The sequence below is a fragment of the Microbacterium sp. MEJ108Y genome, from assembly GCF_000834175.1.
GTDB classification, from domain to species: Bacteria; Actinomycetota; Actinomycetes; order Actinomycetales; family Microbacteriaceae; genus Microbacterium; species Microbacterium forte.
This window is the reverse complement of sequence record NZ_JXQX01000030.1, coordinates 77,308-98,872: the sequence shown is the minus strand read 5'-3', so window position 1 is coordinate 98,872 and position 21,565 is coordinate 77,308. Positions and strand designations below refer to the sequence as shown.

At 69.0% G+C, this 21,565-nt stretch carries 22 protein-coding genes; 14 read left to right on the top strand and 8 right to left on the bottom strand.

What is annotated here, in order from left to right:
- The first annotated feature begins 6 nt into the window (after window positions 1-6).
- From xylB to RU09_RS13555, 5 genes are read left to right on the top strand one after another with little or no spacing between them, the layout of a single operon-like run.
- On the top strand, window positions 7-1,509 hold the full coding sequence (gene xylB / locus RU09_RS13575) for a xylulokinase (protein ID WP_042541385.1): 1,503 nt from the start codon (window positions 7-9) through the stop codon (window positions 1,507-1,509).
- A complete protein-coding gene (locus RU09_RS13570) occupies window positions 1,509-2,465 on the top strand; it encodes an NAD(P)-dependent oxidoreductase (RefSeq protein WP_042541457.1) in 957 nt (318 codons plus the stop codon). The genes xylB and RU09_RS13570 overlap by 1 nt, the downstream gene beginning before the upstream one ends.
- 11 nt (window positions 2,466-2,476) lie before the next feature.
- Entirely contained in the window at window positions 2,477-3,421 is a 945-nt protein-coding gene (locus RU09_RS13565) for a shikimate dehydrogenase family protein (protein WP_042541382.1), read from the top strand.
- Window positions 3,421-4,389: a phosphotriesterase family protein gene (locus RU09_RS13560; protein ID WP_042541380.1), complete on the top strand. Its 969-nt coding sequence runs from the start codon at window positions 3,421-3,423 to the stop codon at window positions 4,387-4,389. The genes RU09_RS13565 and RU09_RS13560 overlap by 1 nt, the downstream gene beginning before the upstream one ends.
- A gap of 24 nt (window positions 4,390-4,413) precedes the next feature.
- Window positions 4,414-4,710: a putative quinol monooxygenase gene (locus RU09_RS13555; protein ID WP_042541378.1), complete on the top strand. Its 297-nt coding sequence runs from the start codon at window positions 4,414-4,416 to the stop codon at window positions 4,708-4,710.
- A 63-nt stretch (window positions 4,711-4,773) separates the two neighbouring features.
- Here the strand turns inward: RU09_RS13555 and RU09_RS13550 are convergent, their stop codons facing one another.
- The 4 genes from RU09_RS13550 to RU09_RS13535 form a co-directional block, all read right to left on the bottom strand.
- A complete protein-coding gene (locus RU09_RS13550) occupies window positions 4,774-5,775 on the bottom strand; it encodes an ABC transporter substrate-binding protein (RefSeq protein WP_042541376.1) in 1,002 nt (333 codons plus the stop codon).
- Window positions 5,776-5,823: 48 nt separating this feature from the next.
- Complete coding sequence (locus tag RU09_RS13545; protein ID WP_194285966.1) at window positions 5,824-6,855, bottom strand: ABC transporter permease; 1,032 nt, start codon at window positions 6,853-6,855, stop codon at window positions 5,824-5,826.
- Entirely contained in the window at window positions 6,855-8,357 is a 1,503-nt protein-coding gene (locus tag RU09_RS13540) for a sugar ABC transporter ATP-binding protein (RefSeq protein WP_042541374.1), read from the bottom strand. Before RU09_RS13540 ends, RU09_RS13545 begins: the two co-directional genes overlap by 1 nt.
- Before the next feature lie 188 nt (window positions 8,358-8,545).
- Window positions 8,546-9,415, bottom strand: a complete 870-nt coding sequence (locus RU09_RS13535; protein ID WP_042541372.1) for a sugar phosphate isomerase/epimerase family protein — start codon at window positions 9,413-9,415, stop codon at window positions 8,546-8,548.
- Between the two features lie 214 nt (window positions 9,416-9,629).
- Between RU09_RS13535 and RU09_RS13530 the strand changes: the two genes are divergently transcribed.
- Window positions 9,630-10,631 carry a LacI family DNA-binding transcriptional regulator gene (locus RU09_RS13530; protein WP_042541371.1) on the top strand — a complete coding sequence of 334 codons (1,002 nt, stop codon included), beginning with the start codon at window positions 9,630-9,632 and terminating at the stop codon, window positions 10,629-10,631.
- Window positions 10,632-10,754: 123 nt separating this feature from the next.
- Here RU09_RS13530 and RU09_RS13525 read toward each other — a convergent pair whose 3' ends face one another.
- Window positions 10,755-11,720 (bottom strand): aldo/keto reductase, encoded by a 966-nt coding sequence (locus RU09_RS13525; RefSeq protein WP_042541370.1) that lies wholly within the window; start codon window positions 11,718-11,720, stop codon window positions 10,755-10,757.
- The gene (locus tag RU09_RS13520; protein WP_042541369.1) at window positions 11,707-13,002 is read right to left on the bottom strand and encodes an L-fuconate dehydratase; all 1,296 of its coding nucleotides are present in this window, start codon (window positions 13,000-13,002) and stop codon (window positions 11,707-11,709) included. The genes RU09_RS13525 and RU09_RS13520 overlap by 14 nt, the downstream gene beginning before the upstream one ends.
- Before the next feature lie 133 nt (window positions 13,003-13,135).
- Between RU09_RS13520 and RU09_RS13515 the strand changes: the two genes are divergently transcribed.
- Together RU09_RS13515 and RU09_RS13510 are read left to right on the top strand one after the other, a co-directional pair.
- On the top strand, window positions 13,136-13,996 hold the full coding sequence (locus RU09_RS13515; protein WP_042541368.1) for a fumarylacetoacetate hydrolase family protein: 861 nt from the start codon (window positions 13,136-13,138) through the stop codon (window positions 13,994-13,996).
- Window positions 13,978-14,751: an SDR family NAD(P)-dependent oxidoreductase gene (locus RU09_RS13510; protein WP_042541366.1), complete on the top strand. Its 774-nt coding sequence runs from the start codon at window positions 13,978-13,980 to the stop codon at window positions 14,749-14,751. The genes RU09_RS13515 and RU09_RS13510 overlap by 19 nt, the downstream gene beginning before the upstream one ends.
- A gap of 8 nt (window positions 14,752-14,759) precedes the next feature.
- On the opposite strand, the gene RU09_RS13505 is transcribed toward RU09_RS13510, so the two are convergent.
- The gene (locus RU09_RS13505) at window positions 14,760-15,740 is read right to left on the bottom strand and encodes an amidohydrolase family protein (RefSeq protein ID WP_042541365.1); all 981 of its coding nucleotides are present in this window, start codon (window positions 15,738-15,740) and stop codon (window positions 14,760-14,762) included.
- A gap of 46 nt (window positions 15,741-15,786) precedes the next feature.
- Here RU09_RS13505 and RU09_RS13500 point away from each other — a divergent pair, with 46 nt between their 5' ends.
- Entirely contained in the window at window positions 15,787-16,464 is a 678-nt protein-coding gene (locus tag RU09_RS13500; protein WP_042541364.1) for a FadR/GntR family transcriptional regulator, read from the top strand.
- 16 nt (window positions 16,465-16,480) lie between these two features.
- On the opposite strand, the gene RU09_RS13495 is transcribed toward RU09_RS13500, so the two are convergent.
- Entirely contained in the window at window positions 16,481-17,143 is a 663-nt protein-coding gene (locus RU09_RS13495) for a transaldolase family protein (RefSeq protein ID WP_042541363.1), read from the bottom strand.
- A 107-nt stretch (window positions 17,144-17,250) separates the two neighbouring features.
- On the opposite strand from RU09_RS13495, the gene RU09_RS13490 reads away from it, so the two are divergent.
- The 5 genes from RU09_RS13490 (at window position 17,251) to RU09_RS13470 (ending at window position 21,529) form a co-directional block, all read left to right on the top strand.
- Window positions 17,251-18,201, top strand: coding sequence for a ribokinase (locus RU09_RS13490; protein WP_042541361.1), 951 nt, complete (start codon window positions 17,251-17,253; stop codon window positions 18,199-18,201).
- A gap of 19 nt (window positions 18,202-18,220) precedes the next feature.
- On the top strand, window positions 18,221-18,625 hold the full coding sequence (gene rbsD, locus RU09_RS13485) for a D-ribose pyranase (RefSeq protein ID WP_042541360.1): 405 nt from the start codon (window positions 18,221-18,223) through the stop codon (window positions 18,623-18,625).
- A 1-nt stretch (window position 18,626) separates the two neighbouring features.
- Window positions 18,627-19,430, top strand: coding sequence for a GntR family transcriptional regulator (locus tag RU09_RS13480; protein ID WP_042541358.1), 804 nt, complete (start codon window positions 18,627-18,629; stop codon window positions 19,428-19,430).
- Window positions 19,431-19,934: 504 nt separating this feature from the next.
- On the top strand, window positions 19,935-20,450 hold the full coding sequence (locus tag RU09_RS18105; protein WP_052492983.1) for a hypothetical protein: 516 nt from the start codon (window positions 19,935-19,937) through the stop codon (window positions 20,448-20,450).
- A 20-nt stretch (window positions 20,451-20,470) separates the two neighbouring features.
- On the top strand, window positions 20,471-21,529 hold the full coding sequence (locus tag RU09_RS13470; protein WP_042541356.1) for a PLP-dependent cysteine synthase family protein: 1,059 nt from the start codon (window positions 20,471-20,473) through the stop codon (window positions 21,527-21,529).
- The last annotated feature ends 36 nt before the right edge of the window (window positions 21,530-21,565 follow it).

Here is a 21,565-nt window from a genome sequence, read left to right as displayed (position 1 = left end):
TCGGCCATGCTGATCGCGCACGACCTCGGCACCACCGGCAACAAGGCGTCCCTGCACCACGACGACGGACGCCTCGTGACCTCGGTCACGGTGCCCTACCCCGCACACTTCGCCGCCGGCGGCATCGCCGAGCAGGATCCGGCGGACTGGTGGGATGCCGTCGCCTCGGCGACCCGGCAGCTGCTCGCCCGCGCGGGAGTCGCCCCCGAGACCGTCGTCGGCCTCGTCGTCAGCGGCCAGATGATGGGCACAGTGCTGCTCGACGCCCACGGCGAGCCGGTGCGCCCCGCGATCATCTGGGCCGATACGCGCTCGGGTGCGCAGACCCGCGCGCTCGAAGAACGGCTCGGCGCCGCAGACGCGTATCGCGCGCTCGGCCACCGTCTGAACCCGACGTACTCGATCGAGAAGATCATGTGGGTGCGGGACAACGAGCCGGATGTCTGGGCTCGGGTGCGCCACTTCTGCGTGGCCAAGGACTACATCGTCTACCGGCTCACCGGACGCCTCGCGACCGAGCGCTCCGACGCCTCGGGCACGAACGCCTACGACCAGCTGCGCCGCACGTGGTCGGCCGAGGTTCTCGCCGCCGCCGGGCTCGACGCCGCGCTCTTCCCCGAGATCCTCGAGTCGACGGCCGTCGCCGGAACGCTCACGACCGCATCTGCGGATGCCCTCGGGCTGTCGACATCGGTCCGCGTGGTCATGGGCGGGGGCGACGGACCGCTCGCCGCTGTGGGCTCGGGCATCGTCGCCCCCGAAGACGGCGCCTACGTGTGCCTGGGCACGTCGTCCTGGATCTCGTTCGCCAGCCTCACCCCGCTGCATGACCCGCAGATGCGCACCATGACCTTCGACAACGTCGTGCCCGGTTCGTTCGTGCCCACCGCCACCATGCAGGCCGGTGGGGCATCGGTGCAGTGGATCGCCGAGGCGCTCTCGCCCGACCCCGCCCACCCCGACACCGCGCGCCTCACCGCAGAGGCCGGCGGCGACCTCGACACGGAAGACCTGTACTTCCTGCCCTATCTCCTCGGCGAGCGCTCTCCCCTGTGGGACCCGCACGCCCGGGGCGCCTTCGTCGGCATCGGGCGGCACCACACCCGCGCGCACCTCACGCGGGCCGTGCTCGAAGGCGTGGCCTACAACCTGCTCACCTGCATCCAGGCCTTCCGCGAATCCGGAGCCGCGATCGACCGCATCGACGCGGTCGGCGGCGGGGCGCAGAGCGACGCCTGGCTCGGCATCCTCGCCGACGTCTGGGGCGTGCCGATCCGCCGCCGCACGATCGTCGAAGAGGCGAACAGCCTCGGCGCCGCGGTCACCGGTGCGGTCGGGCTCGGGCTCGCGGACTTCTCGGCGGCCAGGGCGCTCAGCGAGGTCACGGCGGAGTTCGCACCGGATGCCGGTCGGCACGCCGTGCACGCGCAGCGGCATGCCCGCTTCGTCGACGCCTACGCGGCCCTCGAGCCGTGGTTCGCCGCCGCGCCGCCGGCCGAGGAGCGCTGATGGGCGTCATCCTCGCCACGAGTCGGTCGTTCTCGGACGGCGATCTCGACCTCGTGGGGCGGGCGAGAGCCGCGGGTCACGAGGTCGTCCGCGGACCCGCGCACCACGGTCTCGCCGAGCTCGCGCCCCTGCTCGCGGCAGCCGAGGGGTGGATCGCCGGCACGGGGCCGGTGACCGACGAGCACCTCGCGGCCGCTCCGAACCTCAGGGTCGTCGCCCGCTACGGCGTCGGCACCGAGGCCGTCGATCTCGATGCGGCGCTGCGACGCGGCATCCCCGTGACCAACACCCCGGGCGCGAACGCGGATGCTGTCGCCGACCACGCCGTCGGCCTCATGCTCGCGGCACTCCGGTTCATCCCCGACGGCGATCGCCGGGTGCGCGCGGGCGACTGGAGCGTGCGACGAGGGCGGGAGCTCGGTGCTGCGACAGTCGGCATCGTCGGCTTCGGACGCATCGGTCAGGGCGTCGCCCGGCGCCTGAGCGGCTTCGGTTCGAGGGTTCTTGCGACCGATCCCTTCCTGCCGGCCGACGTCATCGTCGAGCGCGGCACCGAGCCGATCGATCTCGACGCGCTGTTCCGCTCGGCCGACCTGATCACCCTGCACGCCCCCGGAGGACAGACGCTGGTCGACGCGGCGCGGCTCGACAGCGTCCGACCGGGCCTGATCCTGGTGAACACCGCGCGCCCCGACCTCGTCGACGAGGCGGCCATCGCGGACGCCTTGCGCGACGGCCGTCTCGGTGCATACGCCGCCGACACCCTGAACGGCGACACCGCGGCGAGTGCGAGCCCGCTGCTCGCCGACGACCTCGCAGACCGGGTGACCGTCACCCCGCACCTCGGCGCCCAGACGACCCAGGCCGTCGACAACATGGGCTCGATGTCGCTCGACGACGTGCTCGCCGTGCTCGCAGGGCGCTCCCCCGCCCACCCCGTCTCTCCCCGACTCTGAAGGACCAGACCATGACCATCACCGAGACCCCCGCCACCACGACCGGCGGCTACATGGGCTTCGTCGGCGTGAGCACCGGCTCGTCGTCGATCATGAAGGTGTTCCCGAAGTGGGCCGAGGTGCTGGGGCTCCCCACCGAGAACCTCATCGGGCACGACCTGCCGATGGATGCCACCCCTGAGCAGTACGTCGCGATGGTCGAGCAGATCCGCGACGACCCCCACCACCGCGGCGCACTCGTCACGACTCACAAGATGAACGTCTTCGCGGCGGCATCCGACCTCTTCGACGAGCTCGACCCGTTCGCCGTATCGTGCTCCGAGATCTCGAGCATCTCGAAGCGGGGCGATCGTCTGATCGGCCGCGCCAAGGACCCTCTCACGGTCGACCTCGCGCTGAACGACTTCCTCCCGACCGACCACTTCGCCCGCACGGGTGCCGAGGTCGTGATCCTCGGCGCCGGCGGCTCCGGCACGGCCCTGAGCTGGGCGCTGGCCGAGCGCGCGGACGCTCCGGCGAAGATCACCGTCACCGCCCGCGACGACGACAAGCTCGACCACCTGCGCGAGGTGCACCGCCAGCACGGCACCCCCGAGGGGCTGATCACCTACGTGCGCACCGACACGGTGCAGGATGCCGCGGCGATCGTCGCGGCCGCCCCGGCGGGGTCGCTGATCGTGAACGCCACGGGCCTCGGCAAGGACCGCCCCGGGTCGCCGCTGCCCGACGACGTCGTGTTCCCGACCGACGCGTGGGTGTGGGAGTTCAACTACCGCGGGTCGCTGGAGTTCCTGCACCAGGCGCGCGGGCAGCAGGCCGAGCGCGCACTGCACGTGATCGACGGCTGGCGCTACTTCATCCACGGCTGGTCGCAGGTCGTCGCCGACGTGTTCGAGATCGACCTCACCCCCGAGATCGTCGAGCGGCTCGCCGAGGCTGCCGAGTCGGTGCGCTGATGCCCGTCATCCGAACCGTGCTCGGCGACGTCGACCCGGCGCAGCTCGGGGCGACGAACTATCACGAGCATCTGTTCCAGATCTCGCCGCTGCTCGTCGGCGACGAGCTCGACGACGAAGACCTGTCGGGTCGCGAGGCCGCGCTGCTGAAGGCCAGCGGATTCACGGCGATGGTCGATGCCACTCCGTTCGGCCTCGGGCGCGACCCCGAGGCGGTGGCCCGCATCAGCGCAGGAACCGGCATGCATGTCGTCGCGACGACGGGGCGCCACCGCGAGGCGCATTACGGTGCGGATCATCCGCTGCAGGTGTGGGGCGTCGAGCGCCTCGCCGAGCTCTTCGTCTCCGAGGTGACTCACGGCATGGTCGTCGACGATGCACTGGTGTTCGAGACGCCCGACGTCCCCCGTGCGGCAGCACCCGATGGCGCCGTGGTGCGCGCCGGGATGCTCAAAGCAGGCGTCGACTACTGGAGCATCAGCCCCTTCGAGCGCACGACGCTGCTCGCGGTCGCCGACGCGCATCGAACGACCGGGGCACCGGTCATGGTGCACCTGGAGTTCTGCACCGCCGCCCACGAGGTGCTCGATCTTCTCGAGGCCGAGGGCGTGGCATCCGATCGTGTGGTGCTCGCGCATGCCGACCGAGACCCGGATGCCGGCCTGCACGCCTCGCTCGCCGAGCGCGGCGCCTATCTGGGATACGACGGCTTCGCCCGCCCGCGCACGAGGTCGGATGCCGAGCTGCTCGCCCTGACCGAGCGGGTCGTCGAGCTCGGCGCGGTCGACCGGGTGCTTCTCGGCGGCGACGTCGCCCGTCGAACCCGGTACATCTCCTACGGCGGAATGCCGGGACTCGCCTACCTCGGCGAGCGCTGCCTCCCGCGGTTGCGGTCGGCGGTGGGCGAGGATGCAGTCGAGCGGATGCTGGTCGCCAACCCCGCGCGTCTGCTCACCCTGTCTGCCTGATCCCCATCTCCGAGGAGCACTCCCATGACCGAGCCCACGATCCTGCACGCGATCTTCACCGCGCGCCCCGAGCAGGGCGACAAGGTGGCTGCACTGCTGCGCGACTTCGCCGAGATCGTGCGCGCGGAAGAGGGCAACGTCGTGTTCGATGCGACCCGACTTGTCGACGACCCCGACCGCTTCTTCGTCTACGAGGTCTACCGCGACGAGGCCGCCTTCCAGGCGCACCTCGCCGCTCCCGCCGGAGTGCCGTTCAACGAGGCCCTGCAGCAGCTCATCGTCGAGCCCTCGTCGATCCTCACCTTCCTGCGCCGCATCTGACCCCCGCACACGCAGAGAAGCCCCCCGCCCGAAGGCGAGGGGCTTCTCTGTGATCTCAGCGGGTCACTCGTAGAGGACCGCTGCGATGTCCTCGTCCTCGAGGTTGGTGCTGTCGTACCAGTACGAACCCGTGTCGTAGAACTCGTCGACCGAGTCGCCGTTGGCCGCGTCGTAGGCCGCCTGCACGACCTGCTCGCCGATGCCGATCGGGTCCTGCGTGATGGCGCCGGCCATCGTGCCGTCCTTGATGGCGTTGATCTGGGCTGCTCCCGAGTCGAAGCCGACGATCGTGATCTTGCCCTTCTCGAGACCCAGCTCGTTCACGGCGTTGACGACGCCGATGGCCGAGCCCTCGTTGGTGCCGTAGATGCCCTTGAGGTCGGGGTGCGCCGCGATCAGCGTCTTGGCGATGTCGGCCGACTTCAGGTGGTCGCCGTCGCCGTACTGGATGTCGACGATCTCGATGTCGGGGTAGTCCGCCTCGATCTTCTCGACGAAGCCGTCACGACGCTCGACACCGGTCGAGTTGATCTGCGAGTGGCCGACGATCGCGACCTCGCCCGATCCGCCGATCAGGTCGGCCATGTGCTCGGCGGCCAGCGCGCCGGCGACCTTGCTGTCGGTGGCCGAGAGGCTCAGGCCCACGTCGCCGTCGCACGGGGCGTCGAAGTAGACCACGGGGATGTCCTTCGACTTCGCCTGCTCGAGCGGGGCGACGCACGCCTCGGGGTCGAGGGCTGCGTAGGCGATGGCATCCGGGTTCTTGTCGATCGCAGCGGTCAGCATCTCGAGCTGCTGTGCGATCTCGGTCTCGGCCGCGGGGCCTTCGAACGTGATGCGGACACCGAGCTCTTCGGCCTTCTGCTCCGCGCCCTTCTTGACGGCCTGCCAGAACTGGTGCTGGAAGCCCTTCGAGACCATGGCGATGTACATCTCGCCGTCGCCGCTGCCTCCGTCGCCGCCGCTGCCTTCTTCGATGACGTCACCGCCGCCGGCACAGCCCGCGAAGACGAGGGCGGATGCGGCCACGAGTGCCGCGAATGCGGTCTTCTTGCCGAATTTCATGGAAACTCCATTGTTCTCTGTGTGGTGGTGGGGGGGGATAGGTCTTGATCAGGTGTGCTGGCGGTTGCGCAGCGAGTCGAGGAACACGGCCAGCAGCACGACGACGCCGACGACGATGTTCTGCCACTCCGTCTGGATCGACATTATGCGCAGTCCGTTGACGAGCACGCTCATGATCAGCGCGCCGATCACGGTGCCCAGGATCGACCCGCGCCCGCCGAGCAGCGAGGTGCCGCCGATGATGACGGCCGCGATGGCCTGCAGCTCGTACCCGGTGCCGATCTGCGGCTGCGCCGAGTCGAGACGGGCGGCGATCACGATGCCCGCGATGCCCGTGAACGCTCCCGCGAACATGTAGATGAAGATCGTCCAGCGTCGCGTGTTGACGCCCGAGAGGCGCGTGGCCTCCTCGTTCGAGCCGATCGCGAAGGTGTACCGACCCAGGAGCGTCTTCGACAGCACCAGCCAGGCGACGATCGCGAGCGCGGCGGTGATCAGCACGGCGTTCGGGATGCCGGGGATGATCACGCCGAGCGCGATCTTCTTGAAGTCCGGTGCCGAGGTCGAGAAGTAGATCGGCGCGACGTTGGAGATGACGAGGGCGAGGCCACCGGCGATCATCATCATCGCGAGGGTCGCGATGAACGGGGGCAGCCGCAGGAACGTGATGTTGATGCCGTTCACGAGGCCCATCAGCACACCGGTCGCGATGCCGCCGATCACGCCGAGCCAGACCGGCAGGCCGAGATTGGTGACGATGACACCGGTCATCACGGCGCACAGGGCCATGCCGGTTCCGATCGACAGGTCGATGCCGCCGGTGATGATGACGAACGTCGTGCCGAGGGCGAGGATGCCGATGACCGCAGTCGAGAGCAGCACGGTCGCGATGTTGCTGAAGGTGAAGAAGTTCGGGCTGGCGATCGAGAAGAAGATCACGAGCACGATCAGGGTGCCGAATGCGAGGGACTGCTGCACCTGACGCTTCAGGAAGCCGACCACGTCGCGCTTGTCGGTGTTCTCATCGAGAGCCGTCTGGATGATCGTCGTCGTCGACGACCCGTTCTGCGGAGCGCTCATCAGTCTTCCTCTCCGTGGGCTGCGAGTTGCATGATCTTCTCCTGGCTGGCGTCCTCGTTGCGGAGCGTGCCGGTGATGCGCCCGTTCGCGAAGACCGCGATGCGGTTCGCGACGCGGAGGATCTCCGGCAGCTCCGACGAGATGACGATGATGGACTTTCCCTGATCAGCGAGCTGCTGCATCAGGCGGTAGATCTCTTCCTTGGCGCCGACGTCGATTCCTCGCGTCGGCTCGTCGAAGATGAGGATGTCGCAGTCGCGCATCAGCCACCGGGCGATGACGACCTTCTGCTGGTTGCCTCCCGACAGCAGCTTGACGACCTGGTTGACCGAGGGCGTCTTGACGCGCAGCTGCTGGACGTAGTCCTTGGTGCGGTTCTTCGCCTTGCCGTCGCCCATCCAGCCGATCGCGTTGGCATACGACCCGAGTGAGGCGAGCACGGTGTTGAAGGTGACGTCCTGCTCGAGCATCAGCCCGAGCAGCTTGCGGTCCTCCGAGAGGTAGCCGACGCCGTGCTTGACGGCATCCGCCGGCTGAGCGATGCGCACCGGTCGTCCGCCGATCGACACGGTGCCCCCGTCGCGATGGTCGGCGCCGATGATGGCCCGGGCCGTCTCGGTGCGACCGGCGCCCATGAGACCGGCGAAGCCGAGGATCTCGCCCCGGTGCAGTTGGAACGACACGTCTGTGAGCAGGCTCTTGGTCGAGAGCCCCTGCACATCGAGCACGATCGGATCGTTGGCGTGCTCGCGGGCCTGCGGTCTGGTTCCCTCGTCGATCACGCGGCCGACCATCATCTCGATGATCTTGGGGACGCTCACCTCGGATTTATCCAGTGATCCGATGTATGTGCCGTCACGCAGCACCGTGACCCGGTCGGCGAGGCGCCGCAGCTCGTCCATGCGGTGCGAGATGTAGACGATGCCGGTGCCTGACGCCCGCAGCTGCTCGATCAGCACGAACAGGGTCTCGGTCTCGGAGTCGGTGAGTGCCGACGTGGGCTCGTCCATGATGAGCACCTTGGCGTTGAACGAGAGCGCTTTGGCGATCTCGACCATCTGCTGCTCGGCCACCGTGAGCTCGCCCACGAGCTGCCGCGGGTTCAGTCTGATGTCGAGACGCTGCAGCAGCGCGGCGGTCTGCGCGTTGAGCTTGCGCTCCGACAGGAAGGGACCGGTCGTGGGCTCGCGCCCCACGTAGATGTTCTGCGCCACGGTGAGGTCGGGCATCAGGTTGAGTTCCTGATGGATGATCGTGATGCCGAGCTGCTGCGCCTGCAGGGGGCTGGTGAGCTCGACCTCCCGGCCCTCGAAGGTGATCGCGCCCTCGTCCTTGGTGTAGATCCCCGAGAGGATCTTCATCAGAGTCGACTTGCCCGCGCCGTTCTCGCCCACGAGCACCAGCACTTCGCCGGCCCGCACCTCGAGGTGCACGTCCTTGAGAGCCTGCACACCGGGGAATCCCTTGCTGATCCCCTCGACTCTGAGAATGGGGTCACTCATGTGCTCACCTGCTTCCTTGAAGGTCGTTATGCGATATTCCAGTCGGGCCTGGAAACATCGGATCAATTCTGCGTCCTGCGCCCCACCCTGCGCAAGTTGTATCTAAATGTAACTAAGACTTGTTCGGATGGGAAGACCTGTAATAACAAGTTGACAACGGGTCTGGATCTCGAACGGACTGCCCTGGGTCAGTGCAGCCTGATCGAGTCGACCGCGACGAGCTTGTCGCGGATGTAGGCGTTGGCGTGCGCACCGAGCTCGACGTTGTCGGTCCACAGGTTGCGCCAGATGCCGAGCATCCGGCTGAGGTCGGGGGCGACCACCGCCGAGGAGAACGACTCGAACACGATCGGGCCGTCATAGCCGATGCGCCCCAGCGCCTTGAAGAAGTTGTCGAAGTCGACCGTTCCGGTGCCGAGATAGCCGCGGTGGCTCTCGCCGATGTGCACGTAGCGGAGGGCGGGTGCGGCATCGAGGACCGGCGCGAACATATCCGACTCCTCGATGTTCATGTGGTACGTGTCGAGGTGGATGCCGAGGTTCGGCCGATCGACCTCCGCGAGGTAGGCGAGTGCCTGCCGCGCGGTGTTCAGCACGTTGGTCTCATAGCGGTTCACGACCTCGAGCGAGACCGAGATCCCTCGCTCGGCCGCGTGATCCGCGACGCGGGCGATGGTGCGACGGCTGCTCTCGAGCCCTTCTGTCGTCACCGGGTCCATGTACTTCTGCATCGCGCTGTAGATCACTCCGCAGAAGTGCCGGCCGCCCAGCTCGGCCAGCACATCGACGGCCTTCATCAGCAGCGCCTCCCCCGCGGCGACGACTGCCGGATCAGAGCTGGTCACATCCGTCGCCCCCGAGAGACCGAGCGAGGCGCTGACGGCGAGGTCGTGCTCTTCGAGCGCCTCCTTCGCGGCGGCGACATCGAACGTGAACGGATCCATGAGTGGGAACTCGATCAGGTCGAAGCCTGCCGCCTTCGTCTGCTCCACCGAGAGTCGGATGCCGTCGGCATCGAAGTGTCCGGTCCAGACGAGCCCGTGGCATCCGATGTTCATGAGACCTCTCGGAGACGGGTGTGGGGCACCATCGCCTCTGGGATTTGGCACGTGCCAAGTCCGCGTTCAGGTCACGGTACGCGGGGTCGTACGGGGCTGTCAAGAACTTTCTTGGCACGTGCCAACTGCTCGGCTACTGTGGACTCGTCGGTGCCGCGCCGGTGCGCAGTGGCCCCCGCGCACGAGCGCACCGGCGCAGCCGACAAGGAGCTCCATGCCCGCCAGCGTCAAAGATGTCGCCGCCCTCGCCGGGGTCTCCTCCTCGACCGTCTCGAACTACCTCAACCACCCTCACGTGCTGGGCGAATCGAGCGCCGCGAAGGTCCGGGCCGCGATCGAACAGCTCGGCTACGTGCCGAACGAATCCGCACGACAGCTGCGCGCGGGGTCGAGCAAGGCGCTCGCGCTGATCCTCCTCGACGCCTGGCTGCCGTACTTCCACGAGCTCTCGCGCGGTGTCGAGGACGTCGCCCGCGAGGGCGGCTGGTCGCTGTTCTTCAGCAACAGCAACCGCGACGCCGACACCGAGCGTCGCAACATCGACATGTTCGAGGCGCATCGGGTGCAGGGCATCGTGATCTATCCGCTCGAAGACGTGGTGCCCCGGCTCGAGCAGCTCGCCGACCGCGGCATCCGCTCGGTGGTGGTCGGGCCCATCCCCGACTCCCCGACCGTCGGCTCCGTCCTCTTCGACGACCGCGGCGGCGGCCGCCTCGCGGGTGAGCACCTGCTGGCGATCGGACGCCGCCGCATCCTGTTCCTCGGGGCGCCGAGCGTCAGCCAGTCGAACGACCGGCTGCAGGGGCTGCGCGACGCCGTCACCGGCTCTGACGCCACGGTCGAGGTGTTCGACGTGCCGCATCTCACGACGGAAGACGGCCTCGAGATCGCCGAGCGCATCCTCGCGCTCCCTGCAGACGACAGGCCCGACGCGATCTTCGCGGCGAACGACATGGTGGCGATCGGCGTGATGACTCAACTGCTGCGTCACGGCATCCGCGTGCCCGACGAGATCGCGCTCGTCGGCTTCGACGACGTCGCGCAGGCGCATCAGAGCGTCGTGCCGCTGACGAGCGTGCGGCAGCCCGGGTACGAGATCGGACGGGCGGCGGGTGCGGCGCTGATCCGACAGCTCGCCGATCCGACGGCCGCACTCCCCGCCCCGACGCCGTTCGCCGCCGAGCTCGTCGTCCGCGAGTCGACCGTCGGTCGCTGAGTCCGCTCGCCGCGCCCACCCGGTGCACAATTCAGCATGAACGCGAGCTGAAACCGATACCGCCGGCCGGAACCCGCTCTCCCGGGGCGGTTCCTGCTGAGCTGTCGACGCGCGCAGCTCGACTCAGGCCGGAATCAGCCCTTCCGCCGCGAGCTCATCCCACAGCGCCGCCGGGATCTCGAGCGCCGCATACTCGGCATTCTGACGAAGCTGCGCCGGCCGACTGCCCCCGACGACCACCGACCGCACGACGTCGGACTGCAGCGGAAACTGGATGGCCGCGGCGGGCAGCGGCACGGCGTGGTCGGCGCACACGCGGGCGATGCGCAGCAGCCTCTCCCACAGCTCGTCGGGCAGCTGACCGTACTCGTAGCGACCGTCACGGCGCGGCTCGCTCGACGCCAGCAGGCCGGAGTTGAACACCGATGCCGCCACGATGCCGGTGCCGGTCTCACGACAGGCGGGCAGCACCTCGGCAGCGGCGGGCTGCTCGAGCAGCGTGTAGCGACCGGCGACCATGATCAGGTCGAGGTCCGCCGAGCGCACCGATGCGGCGAGCGCGTCCGACACCATCGAGCCGATCCCGATCGCCGACACCTGCCCGTCAGAGCGCAGCTGCTCGAGCGCCGGAAGCGCCTCGGCGAGCGCGAGGTCGAGGTCATGCCGCTCGGGGTCGTGCAGATAGACCAGATCGATCTGCTCGATGCCCAGCCGCTCGCGCGACTCGTCGAGACCGGCACGGATCCCGTCGTCCGAGAAGTCCCACACGCGCTGCAGATCGTCGGGCACGTGGAAGTCGTTCGCGGTGTCGAGCCCGCCGTCGTGGTCGGGGTTCGGTCGCAGCAGCCGGCCGACCTTCGTCGACAGCACGTACTCCTCACGCGGCTTGGTCTGCAGGAATGCGCCCAGGCGTCGCTCCGAGAGTCCGAGCCCGTAGTGCGGAGCCGTGTCGAAGTAGCGGATGCCGCTGTCCCACGCCGCCTCCAGGATCGCCCACGACTCGTCGTCGCTCAGCGGGCGGAACAGATTGCCGACGTTCGCCGCCCCGTACCCGAGAGCGGGGACCGCCAGAGCCTCAGACGCCGACATGCTGTCCCTTCCACGTGTAGGCGGCGATGCTCTCGGCCTTCATCTCCATGCCGGAGCCCGGCGCAGTCGGCGCCATGTACGAGCCGCCCTGGATGTCGGTCGGGATCACGAAGTGCTCGTGCAGGTGATCGACGAACTCGATCATGCGGCCTTCGCGCGTGCCCGTGACGGCGACGAAGTCGAACATCGACAGGTGCTGCACGGCCTCGCACAGGCCGACCCCGCCGGCATGCGGACAGACGGGCACCCCGAACTTCGCCGCGAGCAGCAGGTTGGCGATGTTCTCGTTCACGCCCGCGACGCGCACGGCGTCGATCTGCATGACCGCGATCGCCTCGGCCTGCAGCAGCTGCTTGAAGATGACGCGGTTCTGCGCGTGCTCACCGGTCGCGACGCGGATGGGCGCGACTCCCCTGGCGATCTCGGCGTGACCGAGCACATCGTCGGGGCTGGTCGGCTCCTCGATCCAGGCGGGGTGGAACTCGGCGAGCGCGTTGACCCATTCGATCGCCTCCGACACCTCCCAGCGCTGGTTCGCATCGATCGCGATCGGGAAGTCGGGTCCGCAGACCTCGCGCGCCTTGCGGAAGCGGCGGATGTCGTCGTCGAGGTCGGCACCGACCTTGAGCTTGATCTGGGTGAAGCCGTCGGCCATCGCCTCGCGGGCGAGCCGCTCGAGCTTCTCGTCGGAGTAGCCGAGCCAGCCGGGGCTCGTCGTGTATCCCGGATACCCGGTGGCCAGCAGCTCTCGTTCGCGCTCGATGCGGCCCGGCTCTGCGGCACGCAGGATCTCGAGCGCGTCCTCGCGCGTGAGCGCATTGGTGAGGTAGCGGAAGTCGACGAGGTCGACCAGCTCCTCCGGCGTCATCCGTGCGAGGAGCTGCCAGAGCGGCAGACCCGCGCGCTTCGCCTTGATGTCCCAGAGCGCGTTGATGACCGCGCCGATCGCCATGTGCATGACGCCCTTCTCGGGCCCCAGCCACCGCAGCTGCGAGTCGCCGATGATGTCGCGGAACGTCGTGCCCATGTCGTCGAGCAGCGGCTCGATCTCGCGCCCGACGAGGTGCCCGGCGAGCGCGTCGATCGCGGCGACCTGCACGTCGTTGCCTCGCCCGATGGTGAAGACGAAGGCGTGGCCGTCGATGCCGTCCTCGGCGTCGGTGCGCACGATCACGTACGCGGCCGAGTAGTCGGGATCGGGATTCATGGCATCCGATCCGTCCAGACTCAGCGACGTGGGGAAGCGGATGTCGGTCGTGTCGAGGGCGACGATGCGGCTCACGGGGTCCTCTCGTGCACGGGGTGGGGATTCGTGCAGATCTCTTGGAGTGTAAACATCCGATGTCTATACTGTCAACGAGACGGGCCACCATGGCGCGCCCCGCAACACAGAATCCTCAGTGATCAGGAGAGACATGAAGTTCGCACGGCTAGGCACTCCCGGCGCCGAGATCCCCGTCCTCGTCGACGGTGAGCGCTACCTCGATCTGAGGTCGGTGACATCCGATGTCAATGGCGACTTCCTCGCCGGTGACTTCCGCGCGCGGATCGACGCCGCCCGCGCCGCCGACGAGCTCCCCGTGCTCGAGGATGCCGCAGCGATGCGCATCGGAGCGCCGATCGCGCGCCCGAGCGCCGTCATCTGCATCGGCCAGAACTACGCCGCGCACGCCCGCGAGTCGGGCTCCGAGCCGCCGACCGTGCCGATCATGTTCCTCAAGACGCCGAACACGGTCGTCGGTCCGAACGATCCGGTCACGATCCCCCGCGGCAGCGAGAAGACCGACTGGGAGGTCGAGCTCGGCATCGTCATCGGTGCTCGCGCCGCCTACCTGGATTCACCCGACGATGCCGACGCGCACATCGCGGGCTACGTCACGGCGAACGACGTGTCCGAGCGCGCCTTCCAGATGGAGGTCTCCGGAGGGCAGTGGTCGAAGGGCAAGATCGCCCCGGGCTTCAACCCGACCGGCCCGTGGCTGGTCACCCCCGACGAGGTCGACGTCGACGATCTGCAGCTGCGCAGCTGGGTCAACGGCGACGCGCGACAGGACTCGAACACCGACGACATGATCTTCGACGTGCGTGTGATCGTGCACCACCTGTCGCAGTACGTCACTCTCGAGCCCGGCGACCTGATCCTCACGGGCACCCCGCAGGGCGTCGCGTTCGGCGGCAAGTTCCCGTACCTGAGGGCCGGCGACGTCGTCGAGATCGAGATCGAAGGGCTCGGGCACCAGCGCCAGGAGTTCGTGGCATGGGAGGCACAGAAGTGAGCAGCACACTCGACGGACTGGTCGCGATCGTCACCGGCGGCGCATCAGGAATCGGCGCGGCGGTCGCTGCCCGACTGCACGCCGACGGCGCCCAGATCGCGGTGCTCGATCGCGACACCTCAGGAGCGGATGCCGCGTTCGCCGCGTTCACGGCCGATGTGTCAGACCGCGCATCGGTGGATGCGGCCGTGGCCGCCGTCGCCGAGAGGTTCGGGCGCATCGACATCGTCGTCAACAACGCCGGGGTCGGCGCACAGGGCGACATCAGCGCGAATGACGACGACGAGTGGGCGCGAGTGCTCTCGATCAACGTCACCGGCATCGCCCGCGTCACCTCGGCAGCGCTGCCCTGGCTCAAGAGGTCGCCGAGCGCGGCCGTGTGCAACACGGCATCCATCGCCTCGACCACCGGGCTGCCGCAGCGCGCTCTGTACAGCGCGTCGAAGGGCGCCGTCTCGGCCCTGACGCGCGCCATGGCAGCCGACCACCTGCGCGACGGCATCCGCGTCAACGCCGTGAACCCCGGCACCGCCGACACCCCCTGGGTCGGGCGCCTGCTCGACTCGGCCTCCGACCCGGCCGCCGAGCGTGCCGCTCTCGAGGCCCGCCAGCCGCACGGTCGTCTGGTCTCGCCCGACGAGGTCGCAGCGGCTGTGGCCTACCTCGTGAGCCCCGCCGCGGGGTCGACCACCGGCACGTTCATCGAGGTCGACGGCGGCATGGCGCAGCTGCGCCTCCGCCCCGTCGGCAGCTGAGTCGGCCGCTACGCGCGGTCGCCCCGCAGCCATCCCAGGAAACCGCGACGAGGCCGCTCCTCCCGAGCGTCCTCGCGCGGGGGCCTGGCGCCGACGCGATAGAACTCCTCGGCGTTGCGCCACATGATCGCGTCGACGTCGTGTCCGCGGCGCTCGGCCCAGCCGCTCACGGCATCCGCCCACCGACTGCGCGCCGTGGGCTGGTACATCGGGGTTCCGTCTTCGTTGGCATACGGGTCGTCCGCTTCGGCGGGGCCGATGACCGAGACCGGCCAGTCACTGCCCCACATCAGTCGCTCGGCGCCGAACGCGTCGGCTGCGGCGTCGAGGAACGGATGCATCTGCTCAGCCGACCAGTCGCCCCCGGCCTCGGCCGGAAGCCCCGACAGCTTGCACAGCACGTTCGGATGCCGTGCGAGGTCGTCGAGATCCCGCACCCATTCCATCGTCGGCGCGACCGGAGCATCCGCGGTGCCGACCTGCGGCTTGCCCAGGTGATCGAGCACGATCCGCAGCTCGGGCACTGCCCCCGCGAGACGGGCGACCTCGGGAAGCTGGGATGCACGGATGCAGGCGTCGAAGGCCCACCCGTGCGCTGCGACCTCGCGGGCGCCGGTCACGAAGGCGGCCGACACCGCCAGCCCGTCTGGCTCGCCCTGCAGGTTGTGCCGCACGCCGACCACGAGCGGCTCGGCCGCAAGGCCTTCAAGGTGGGCGGTCGTGTCGGTGCCGCGATCGAGACGAGCGCCGGCGACGATTCCGACCACTCCGATGCGGGCGGCCAGACTCGCCACCCAGCGCACCTCGTCGAGGAAGTCGTCTTCGATGGTCTCGGCCTGCACGAAGACCGCTCTTTCGGAGGTCGCGTTCCCTATTCGCGCGTGCTCGATCTCGGTCTCACCGAACAGCCAGGCGAGCGGGCCTTCGAGCCAGGTGTAGTGCAGAAGCTCGGGATCCCAGAGATGCAGGTGCGAATCGAGTACGCGCATGCCTCCATCCTGCCGCAGACATCCGATGAATGGTTAGGATGACGCCATGGCAGTGACTGACGACGCGATCGAGAAGATCAAGGCGATGATCGTCTCGGGCGAGCTCGCCCCCGGCGATCGGCTTCCTCCCGAGAAAGAGCTGTCCGAACGCCTCGGCCTGTCGCGCAACTCGATGCGCGAGGCGGTGAAGGCGCTCGAGGTGATCCGGGTGCTCGACGTGCGACGGGGCGACGGCACCTATGTCACCAGTCTCGAACCCCACCTGCTGCTCGAGGCGATCTCGTTCGTCGTCGACATGCACGACGACGACTCGATGCTCGAGATCTTCGCCGTGCGACGGATGCTGGAGTCGCAGGCGACCGGCCTCGCGGCCACCCTCGGCACCGACGAGGCGATCGCCGATCTCGAGCGCGAGGTCGAATCCATCGATTCGACGGTGAGCATCGAGGAGCTCGTCGAGCACGACATCCGCTTCCATCGCGAGATCGTCGGCATGGCGGGCAATGCCTATCTCGCCAGCCTCATCGAGCACCTGAGCAGCCAGACCGTGCGCGCCCGCGTGTGGCGGGGGCTCACCGAGGGCGGAGCCGTCGAGCGCACGCTGTCGGAGCATCGGGCGATCGCCGACGCCATCGCCCGCCGCGATTCGGGCCTCGCGACCTCGCTCGCCACCGCGCACATCGCCGGCGTCGAGCGGTGGCTGCGTCAGGCGGCCACCGCCTGAGAGCGATCGGCGCGCCTCAGGCCCCGAGTCGCACCATCGCCGCGTCGAACTCCGCCGCCGAGCTGTCGCTGACCCCGTGGAACAGCATCTGCTCGATCACGTCCGGTGCCGCGGTGAAGTACGGCACCCCGGCGAGACGCAGGCCGGTGATGTCGTCGGGCGACCGCAGGCTCGCGGCGAGCACGTTCGAATCGCTCCCCGCGCACATCCCCTGCATGCGGGCGATCACGGCGTCGCCGTCGATGCCGGCATCCCGCATGCGTCCGAGGTAGGGAGCGATGTACTGCGCGCCGATCGAGGCGCACACCAGCGCCTGGGCGACCGAGTACACGGCGGTGACGAGCACGGTCGCGCCGTCGCGCACCAGAGCGGATGCCGCGGCGAAACCGTCGCGCGTCGCGGGCACCTTCACGACCACCCGGTCGCCGAGCGCCCTGATGCCCTCGGCGTTGCGGAGCAAGGATGAAGCGTCGCCGCCCCACGTCTGGAAGAAGATCTCGCGTGCACCCTCGCCTGCCCAGCGGGCGTAGAGGTCGGGGATCTCGGCGGCGGTGCGACCGCCGCGCTCGAGGATCGTCGGGTTGGTGGTGACGCCGTGCACGACGCCCGCGGCGAGGAGCGACGAGACGCGGTCGACGTCCGCGCTGTCGACATAGAGACGGGGGGCCAGCGCGGTCATCGGGTCTCCTTGTGCACAACCTGTCGTTACAGGTTCGGATTCGGCTAATGTAATGACAGCCGCGGAGGATGTCAAAGCACCCCGCATCGACGACGATCAGGAGTGCCATGACAGCCGCCACCTCGCCCGATCGCACCGGCGTCGTCATCGTCGGCAGTGTGACCGCAGACGTGACGACCTTCTCGACCCGGCTCCCGGCCCGCGGCGAGACCATCCTCGGAGACGAGTTCACCCTGATGCTCGGCGGCAAGGGCGCCAACCAGGCCGTCGCAGCCGGACGATCCGGAGCACGCACGAGCTTCGTCGGATGCGTCGGCGACGACCTCTTCCACGACCTCGTCGTCACTGGCCTGAGCGACGCCGGCGTCGATCTCGCCCACCTGCGCACCGTGCCCGGGCCGACCGGCATCGCCCACATCCGCGTCGACGCCTCGGCGCAGAACGACATCGTCATGGTGCCGCTCGCGAACGCCGCCCTGAGCACCGAGCAGATCGATGCGGCGCTCACCGCCCTCGCGCCCACCACCTCGGTGCTGCTCACTCAGCTGGAGACCCCGTCGGCCCTCACCGCGCACATCACGTCGCGGGGACGCGAGCACGGCATGACCGTCATCCTCGACCCGGCACCCGCCGCTCCGCTCGACGACGCGGTGTGGGCGAACATCGACATCGTGACCCCGAATGAGACCGAGGCCTCGGTGCTCAGCGGCATCGAGGTGACGGATGCCGCGTCCGCCGCGCTCGCGGGCCGCTGGTTCCTCGACCGCGGGGTCGACGCGGCCGTGATCACGCTCGCCGGTCAAGGCTCGTGCGTCGTGACGGCAGCCGGAGCATCCGTCATCCCCCCGTTCCCGGTCGAGGCCGTCGACACCACAGCCGCGGGCGACGCCTACGCCGGATATCTCGGTGCGGCGCTGGCGAACGGCCTGGAGCTGACGGATGCCGTGCGCATCGCCACGGCCGCCGGCGCGCTCGCCGTCACGAAGCAGGGCGCCTCGCCGAGCCTGCCCCTGCGCGCCGAGGTCGAGGCATTCCTGGCCGCACGAGACGCCCACTGACATCCCCCGAGGAGACATCATGCGCAAGACAGCGACGACCATCAACCCCGCCCTCTCGCGCGTGATCAGCGAGACCGGACACACCGACCTGCTGGTGGTGACCGATGCGGGGCTGCCGATTCCGCCAGGGTCCGAGCGCATCGACCTCGCCTACCGCCCCGGGGCCCCGGCGTTCTTCGACGTGCTCGACACCGTTCTCGCCGAGCTCGTCGTCGAGGGCGCGACCGTCTCTGCGGAGGTGGCCGAGAAGAGCCCCGAGGTGCTCGCCGCGCTGCGCGAGCGCTTCGCCGATCAGGATTTCGAGATCGAGCTGATCCCGCACGTCGAGTTCAAGAAGCTCACGCACTCGGCGCGCGCGTTCGTGCGCTCGGGAGAGTTCACCCCGTACGCGAATGTGATCCTGCACGCAGGGGTGGCGTACTGACATGAACGACACGATCGACCGCCACTCCGCGGCGCCCATGTACGACCAGCTGCGTCAGCTGATCATCGAGGGCATCTCGAGAGACGGCCTGCAGCCGGGCGACCCCCTGCCCGGCGAGCACCGCCTGTGCGAGCGCTATGGCATCTCCCGCACGGTCGTGCGTCAGGCGCTCGCGCAGCTCGAGCACGAGGGGCTCGTCGAGCGGGTCAAGGGAAAGGGCACTTTCGTGTCCCGCCCGCGCACCAGCGAGAGCCTCGTGCACACGCTGGTCGGTCTGTACGACGACGTCGAGCGCCGCGGCGGCCACGTGCACAGCGATGTGCTGCGGCACGAGCAGACCCTGGCCGACGACGAGATCGCGGCGGCCCTCGAGGTCGAGGTCGGCGCTCCCGTCGTGGTGCTCGACCGCCTCCGTCACGTCGACGGCGAACCGTGGTCGCTCTCCACGACCTGGATGCCGGATGCCGTCGGCGGCGTCACCCTCGGCGTCGACCTGTCGGAGCGATCCCTGTATCGACTGCTCGCCGATCACGACATCGTGGCCACCAGCGGCGTCCGCTCCGCCGAGGCCACCGTGGCCACCCACGAGCAGGCGCAGTATCTCGGCGTGAGCGCCGGCTCGGCCCTGCTGCGGCTGCGCAGTGTGAGTCGTTCCGCCGACGGCATCCCGATCGAGTACTTCGTGGCCCACCACCGCGGTGACCGCTCGCGCTTCGAATTCCAGCTGCAGCAGGAGCAGTCGCACGCGTCGCTGCTGCACGTCGACGACGACGGCGGCACCTCGCGCGCCGGCACTGTTCGCTGACCGGCACTGTTCGCTGACCGGCACTGATCGGTAGCAGAGTGCGCTGAGGCGGCTAGCCTGGCAGCGGAGCATGCGTCGCACCGGGCGACGCGAGCAGGGGGGGCAGACACGATGGTCGACGACGCGCATCCACCGACTTCGGAACCCGAACCGGTCATCCCGCCGCCTCCGACTGCGGCTCCCGGTGATCTCTCTTCGTCGGTCCCCCTGGCGCCGCCGCTGAGTGGGCCACCCGCACCTCCCGGGTCGCCGCCGCCTGCACCCGGCGGGCCCGTCGCGCCGCCGCTGCCCCCGTATGCGTCGGGCCGGCAGCCGGGGCAGCACCCGCAGCAGCCGCCAGGGCAGTACCAGCAACAGGGCGGGAACTACCCGCCTCAGCAGCCCGCCTCGTATCCGGCCCCGTACCAGGCAGGCCAGCAGGTTCCCGCTCCCTCTGGCGCGGCGTATCCGTACCCCTCCGCACCGCCGAGTCCTCCCTCGCGCTCGGGCAGGACCCTCGGCATCGTGATCGCGGCGGTCGCGGCATTCGTGCTGATCATCGCCGTCGGCGTCGGCGTGGCCGTGAGCCTGCTGATGAGTTCGCGCGAGCCGGTCGCCGCACCGATGCCCTCCGCGACGGCCGCGGCTCCCAGCGAGCCCTCCGACGACCCCTCCACCGAGGAGTCGCCGTCCGACGACCCGGGTGACGCCGACGCATCCGCGATCGCCGACGTCCTCCAGGCGAAGATCGACGAATACAAGCGGCTGCGCGACAGCGGAGCGCTGTGGCAGAGCATCCCCGACACCGAGTTCAACCGCACCGCCGTCTCGGCCTTCCTGTACTTCCTCACCGACATGAAGGTCGCGACGATCTGGGGCGTCGATGAGGCGCAGGCGCAGGAGTACGAGGAGCGGATGACGATGCTCGAAGAGCGCTTGCTCGCTGAACAGCCGCTCGGCGACGACATCCAGATCACGCTCGAAGACGAGGTCTTCACGTACGACGGCGAGACGGGCGAGGGCGGCTACACGGCCAGGTAGCGGGGCGTTACGCTCGAAGGATGAGCGACTGGACCAGCACCGCGATCGCCCTGCTGGAAGCCGACGCGAACCGCAGTGCCGACACGCACCTGCACCTATTCCCGCTGCCGCCCGAGTGGGGCATCGATCTGTACCTGAAGGACGAGTCGGTGCACCCCACGGGGTCGCTCAAGCACCGTCTCGCGCGCTCGCTGCTCCTGTACGGACTCGTCAACGGCCGCATCACGGAGCACTCGACACTGGTCGAGTCGTCGAGCGGATCCACCGCCGTCTCGGAGGCGTACTTCGCGAGGATGCTGGGGCTGCCGTTCGTCACGGTCGTGCCGCGGTCGACGAGCCAGGAGAAGATCGACCTCATCGAGTTCTACGGCGGACGCTGCCACTTCGTCGACCGCGCAGAGGACATGTCTCCCGAGGCCCAGCGTCTCGCGTCCGAGTGCCACGGGCACTACCTCGACCAGTTCACCTTCGCCGAGCGCGCGACCGACTGGCGCGGCAACAACAACATCGCCGAGAGCGTGTTCAGCCAGCTGTCGCAGGAACGGCATCCGATCCCCCGCTGGATCGTCGTGGGTGCGGGCACCGGCGGCACCAGCGCGACCTTCGGGCGATACGTCAAGTACCGCCGCCACGAGACGCAGATCGCCGTCGTCGACCCCGAGGGCTCGGCCTTCTACGACGGATGGGCGGGAACCGTCGATCCGCCTCCCGGACGCCCCAGCCGCATCGAGGGCATCGGTCGGCCGCGCGTCGAGGCCTCGTTCGTGCCGACGGTGATCGACGAGATGATCCGCGTGCCCGATGCGGGGTCGATCGCCGCGATCCGGATGCTGCGCGAGCGCACCCTGCACCTCGCCGGAGGCTCGACCGGCACCAACCTGTACGGGGCGTTCCAGCTGATCGCGCGCATGCGCGCGGCGGACGAGACCGGCAGCATCGTCACGCTGATCTGCGACAGCGGCATCCGCTACGCCGGCACGTACTTCAACGACGAGTGGGTCGCGCAGCAGGGCTGGGACCTCACCCCGCACCGCGAGCGCCTCGACCACTTCCTCGACACCGGCGACTGGGTCGACTGACCGGGGTTCGACTCACCTGCCGTTCACAACTCAGCA

Bases quoted from the DNA above. Each gene is read 5' to 3' on its own strand.
- xylB (WP_042541385.1), top strand. From the start codon at position 7: ATGCTGATCGCGCACGACCTCGGCACCACCGGCAACAAGGCGTCCCTG.
- RU09_RS13570 (WP_042541457.1), top strand. From the start codon at position 1,509: ATGGGCGTCATCCTCGCCACGAGTCGGTCGTTCTCGGACGGCGATCTC.
- RU09_RS13565 (WP_042541382.1), top strand. From the start codon at position 2,477: ATGACCATCACCGAGACCCCCGCCACCACGACCGGCGGCTACATGGGC.
- RU09_RS13560 (WP_042541380.1), top strand. From the start codon at position 3,421: ATGCCCGTCATCCGAACCGTGCTCGGCGACGTCGACCCGGCGCAGCTC.
- RU09_RS13555 (WP_042541378.1), top strand. From the start codon at position 4,414: ATGACCGAGCCCACGATCCTGCACGCGATCTTCACCGCGCGCCCCGAG.
- RU09_RS13550 (WP_042541376.1), bottom strand. From the start codon at position 5,775: ATGAAATTCGGCAAGAAGACCGCATTCGCGGCACTCGTGGCCGCATCC.
- RU09_RS13545 (WP_194285966.1), bottom strand. From the start codon at position 6,855: ATGAGCGCTCCGCAGAACGGGTCGTCGACGACGACGATCATCCAGACG.
- RU09_RS13540 (WP_042541374.1), bottom strand. From the start codon at position 8,357: ATGAGTGACCCCATTCTCAGAGTCGAGGGGATCAGCAAGGGATTCCCC.
- RU09_RS13535 (WP_042541372.1), bottom strand. From the start codon at position 9,415: ATGAACATCGGATGCCACGGGCTCGTCTGGACCGGACACTTCGATGCC.
- RU09_RS13530 (WP_042541371.1), top strand. From the start codon at position 9,630: ATGCCCGCCAGCGTCAAAGATGTCGCCGCCCTCGCCGGGGTCTCCTCC.
- RU09_RS13525 (WP_042541370.1), bottom strand. From the start codon at position 11,720: ATGTCGGCGTCTGAGGCTCTGGCGGTCCCCGCTCTCGGGTACGGGGCG.
- RU09_RS13515 (WP_042541368.1), top strand. From the start codon at position 13,136: ATGAAGTTCGCACGGCTAGGCACTCCCGGCGCCGAGATCCCCGTCCTC.
- RU09_RS13510 (WP_042541366.1), top strand. From the start codon at position 13,978: ATGGGAGGCACAGAAGTGAGCAGCACACTCGACGGACTGGTCGCGATC.
- RU09_RS13505 (WP_042541365.1), bottom strand. From the start codon at position 15,740: ATGCGCGTACTCGATTCGCACCTGCATCTCTGGGATCCCGAGCTTCTG.
- RU09_RS13500 (WP_042541364.1), top strand. From the start codon at position 15,787: ATGGCAGTGACTGACGACGCGATCGAGAAGATCAAGGCGATGATCGTC.
- RU09_RS13495 (WP_042541363.1), bottom strand. From the start codon at position 17,143: ATGACCGCGCTGGCCCCCCGTCTCTATGTCGACAGCGCGGACGTCGAC.
- RU09_RS13490 (WP_042541361.1), top strand. From the start codon at position 17,251: ATGACAGCCGCCACCTCGCCCGATCGCACCGGCGTCGTCATCGTCGGC.
- rbsD (WP_042541360.1), top strand. From the start codon at position 18,221: ATGCGCAAGACAGCGACGACCATCAACCCCGCCCTCTCGCGCGTGATC.
- RU09_RS13480 (WP_042541358.1), top strand. From the start codon at position 18,627: ATGAACGACACGATCGACCGCCACTCCGCGGCGCCCATGTACGACCAG.
- RU09_RS13470 (WP_042541356.1), top strand. From the start codon at position 20,471: ATGAGCGACTGGACCAGCACCGCGATCGCCCTGCTGGAAGCCGACGCG.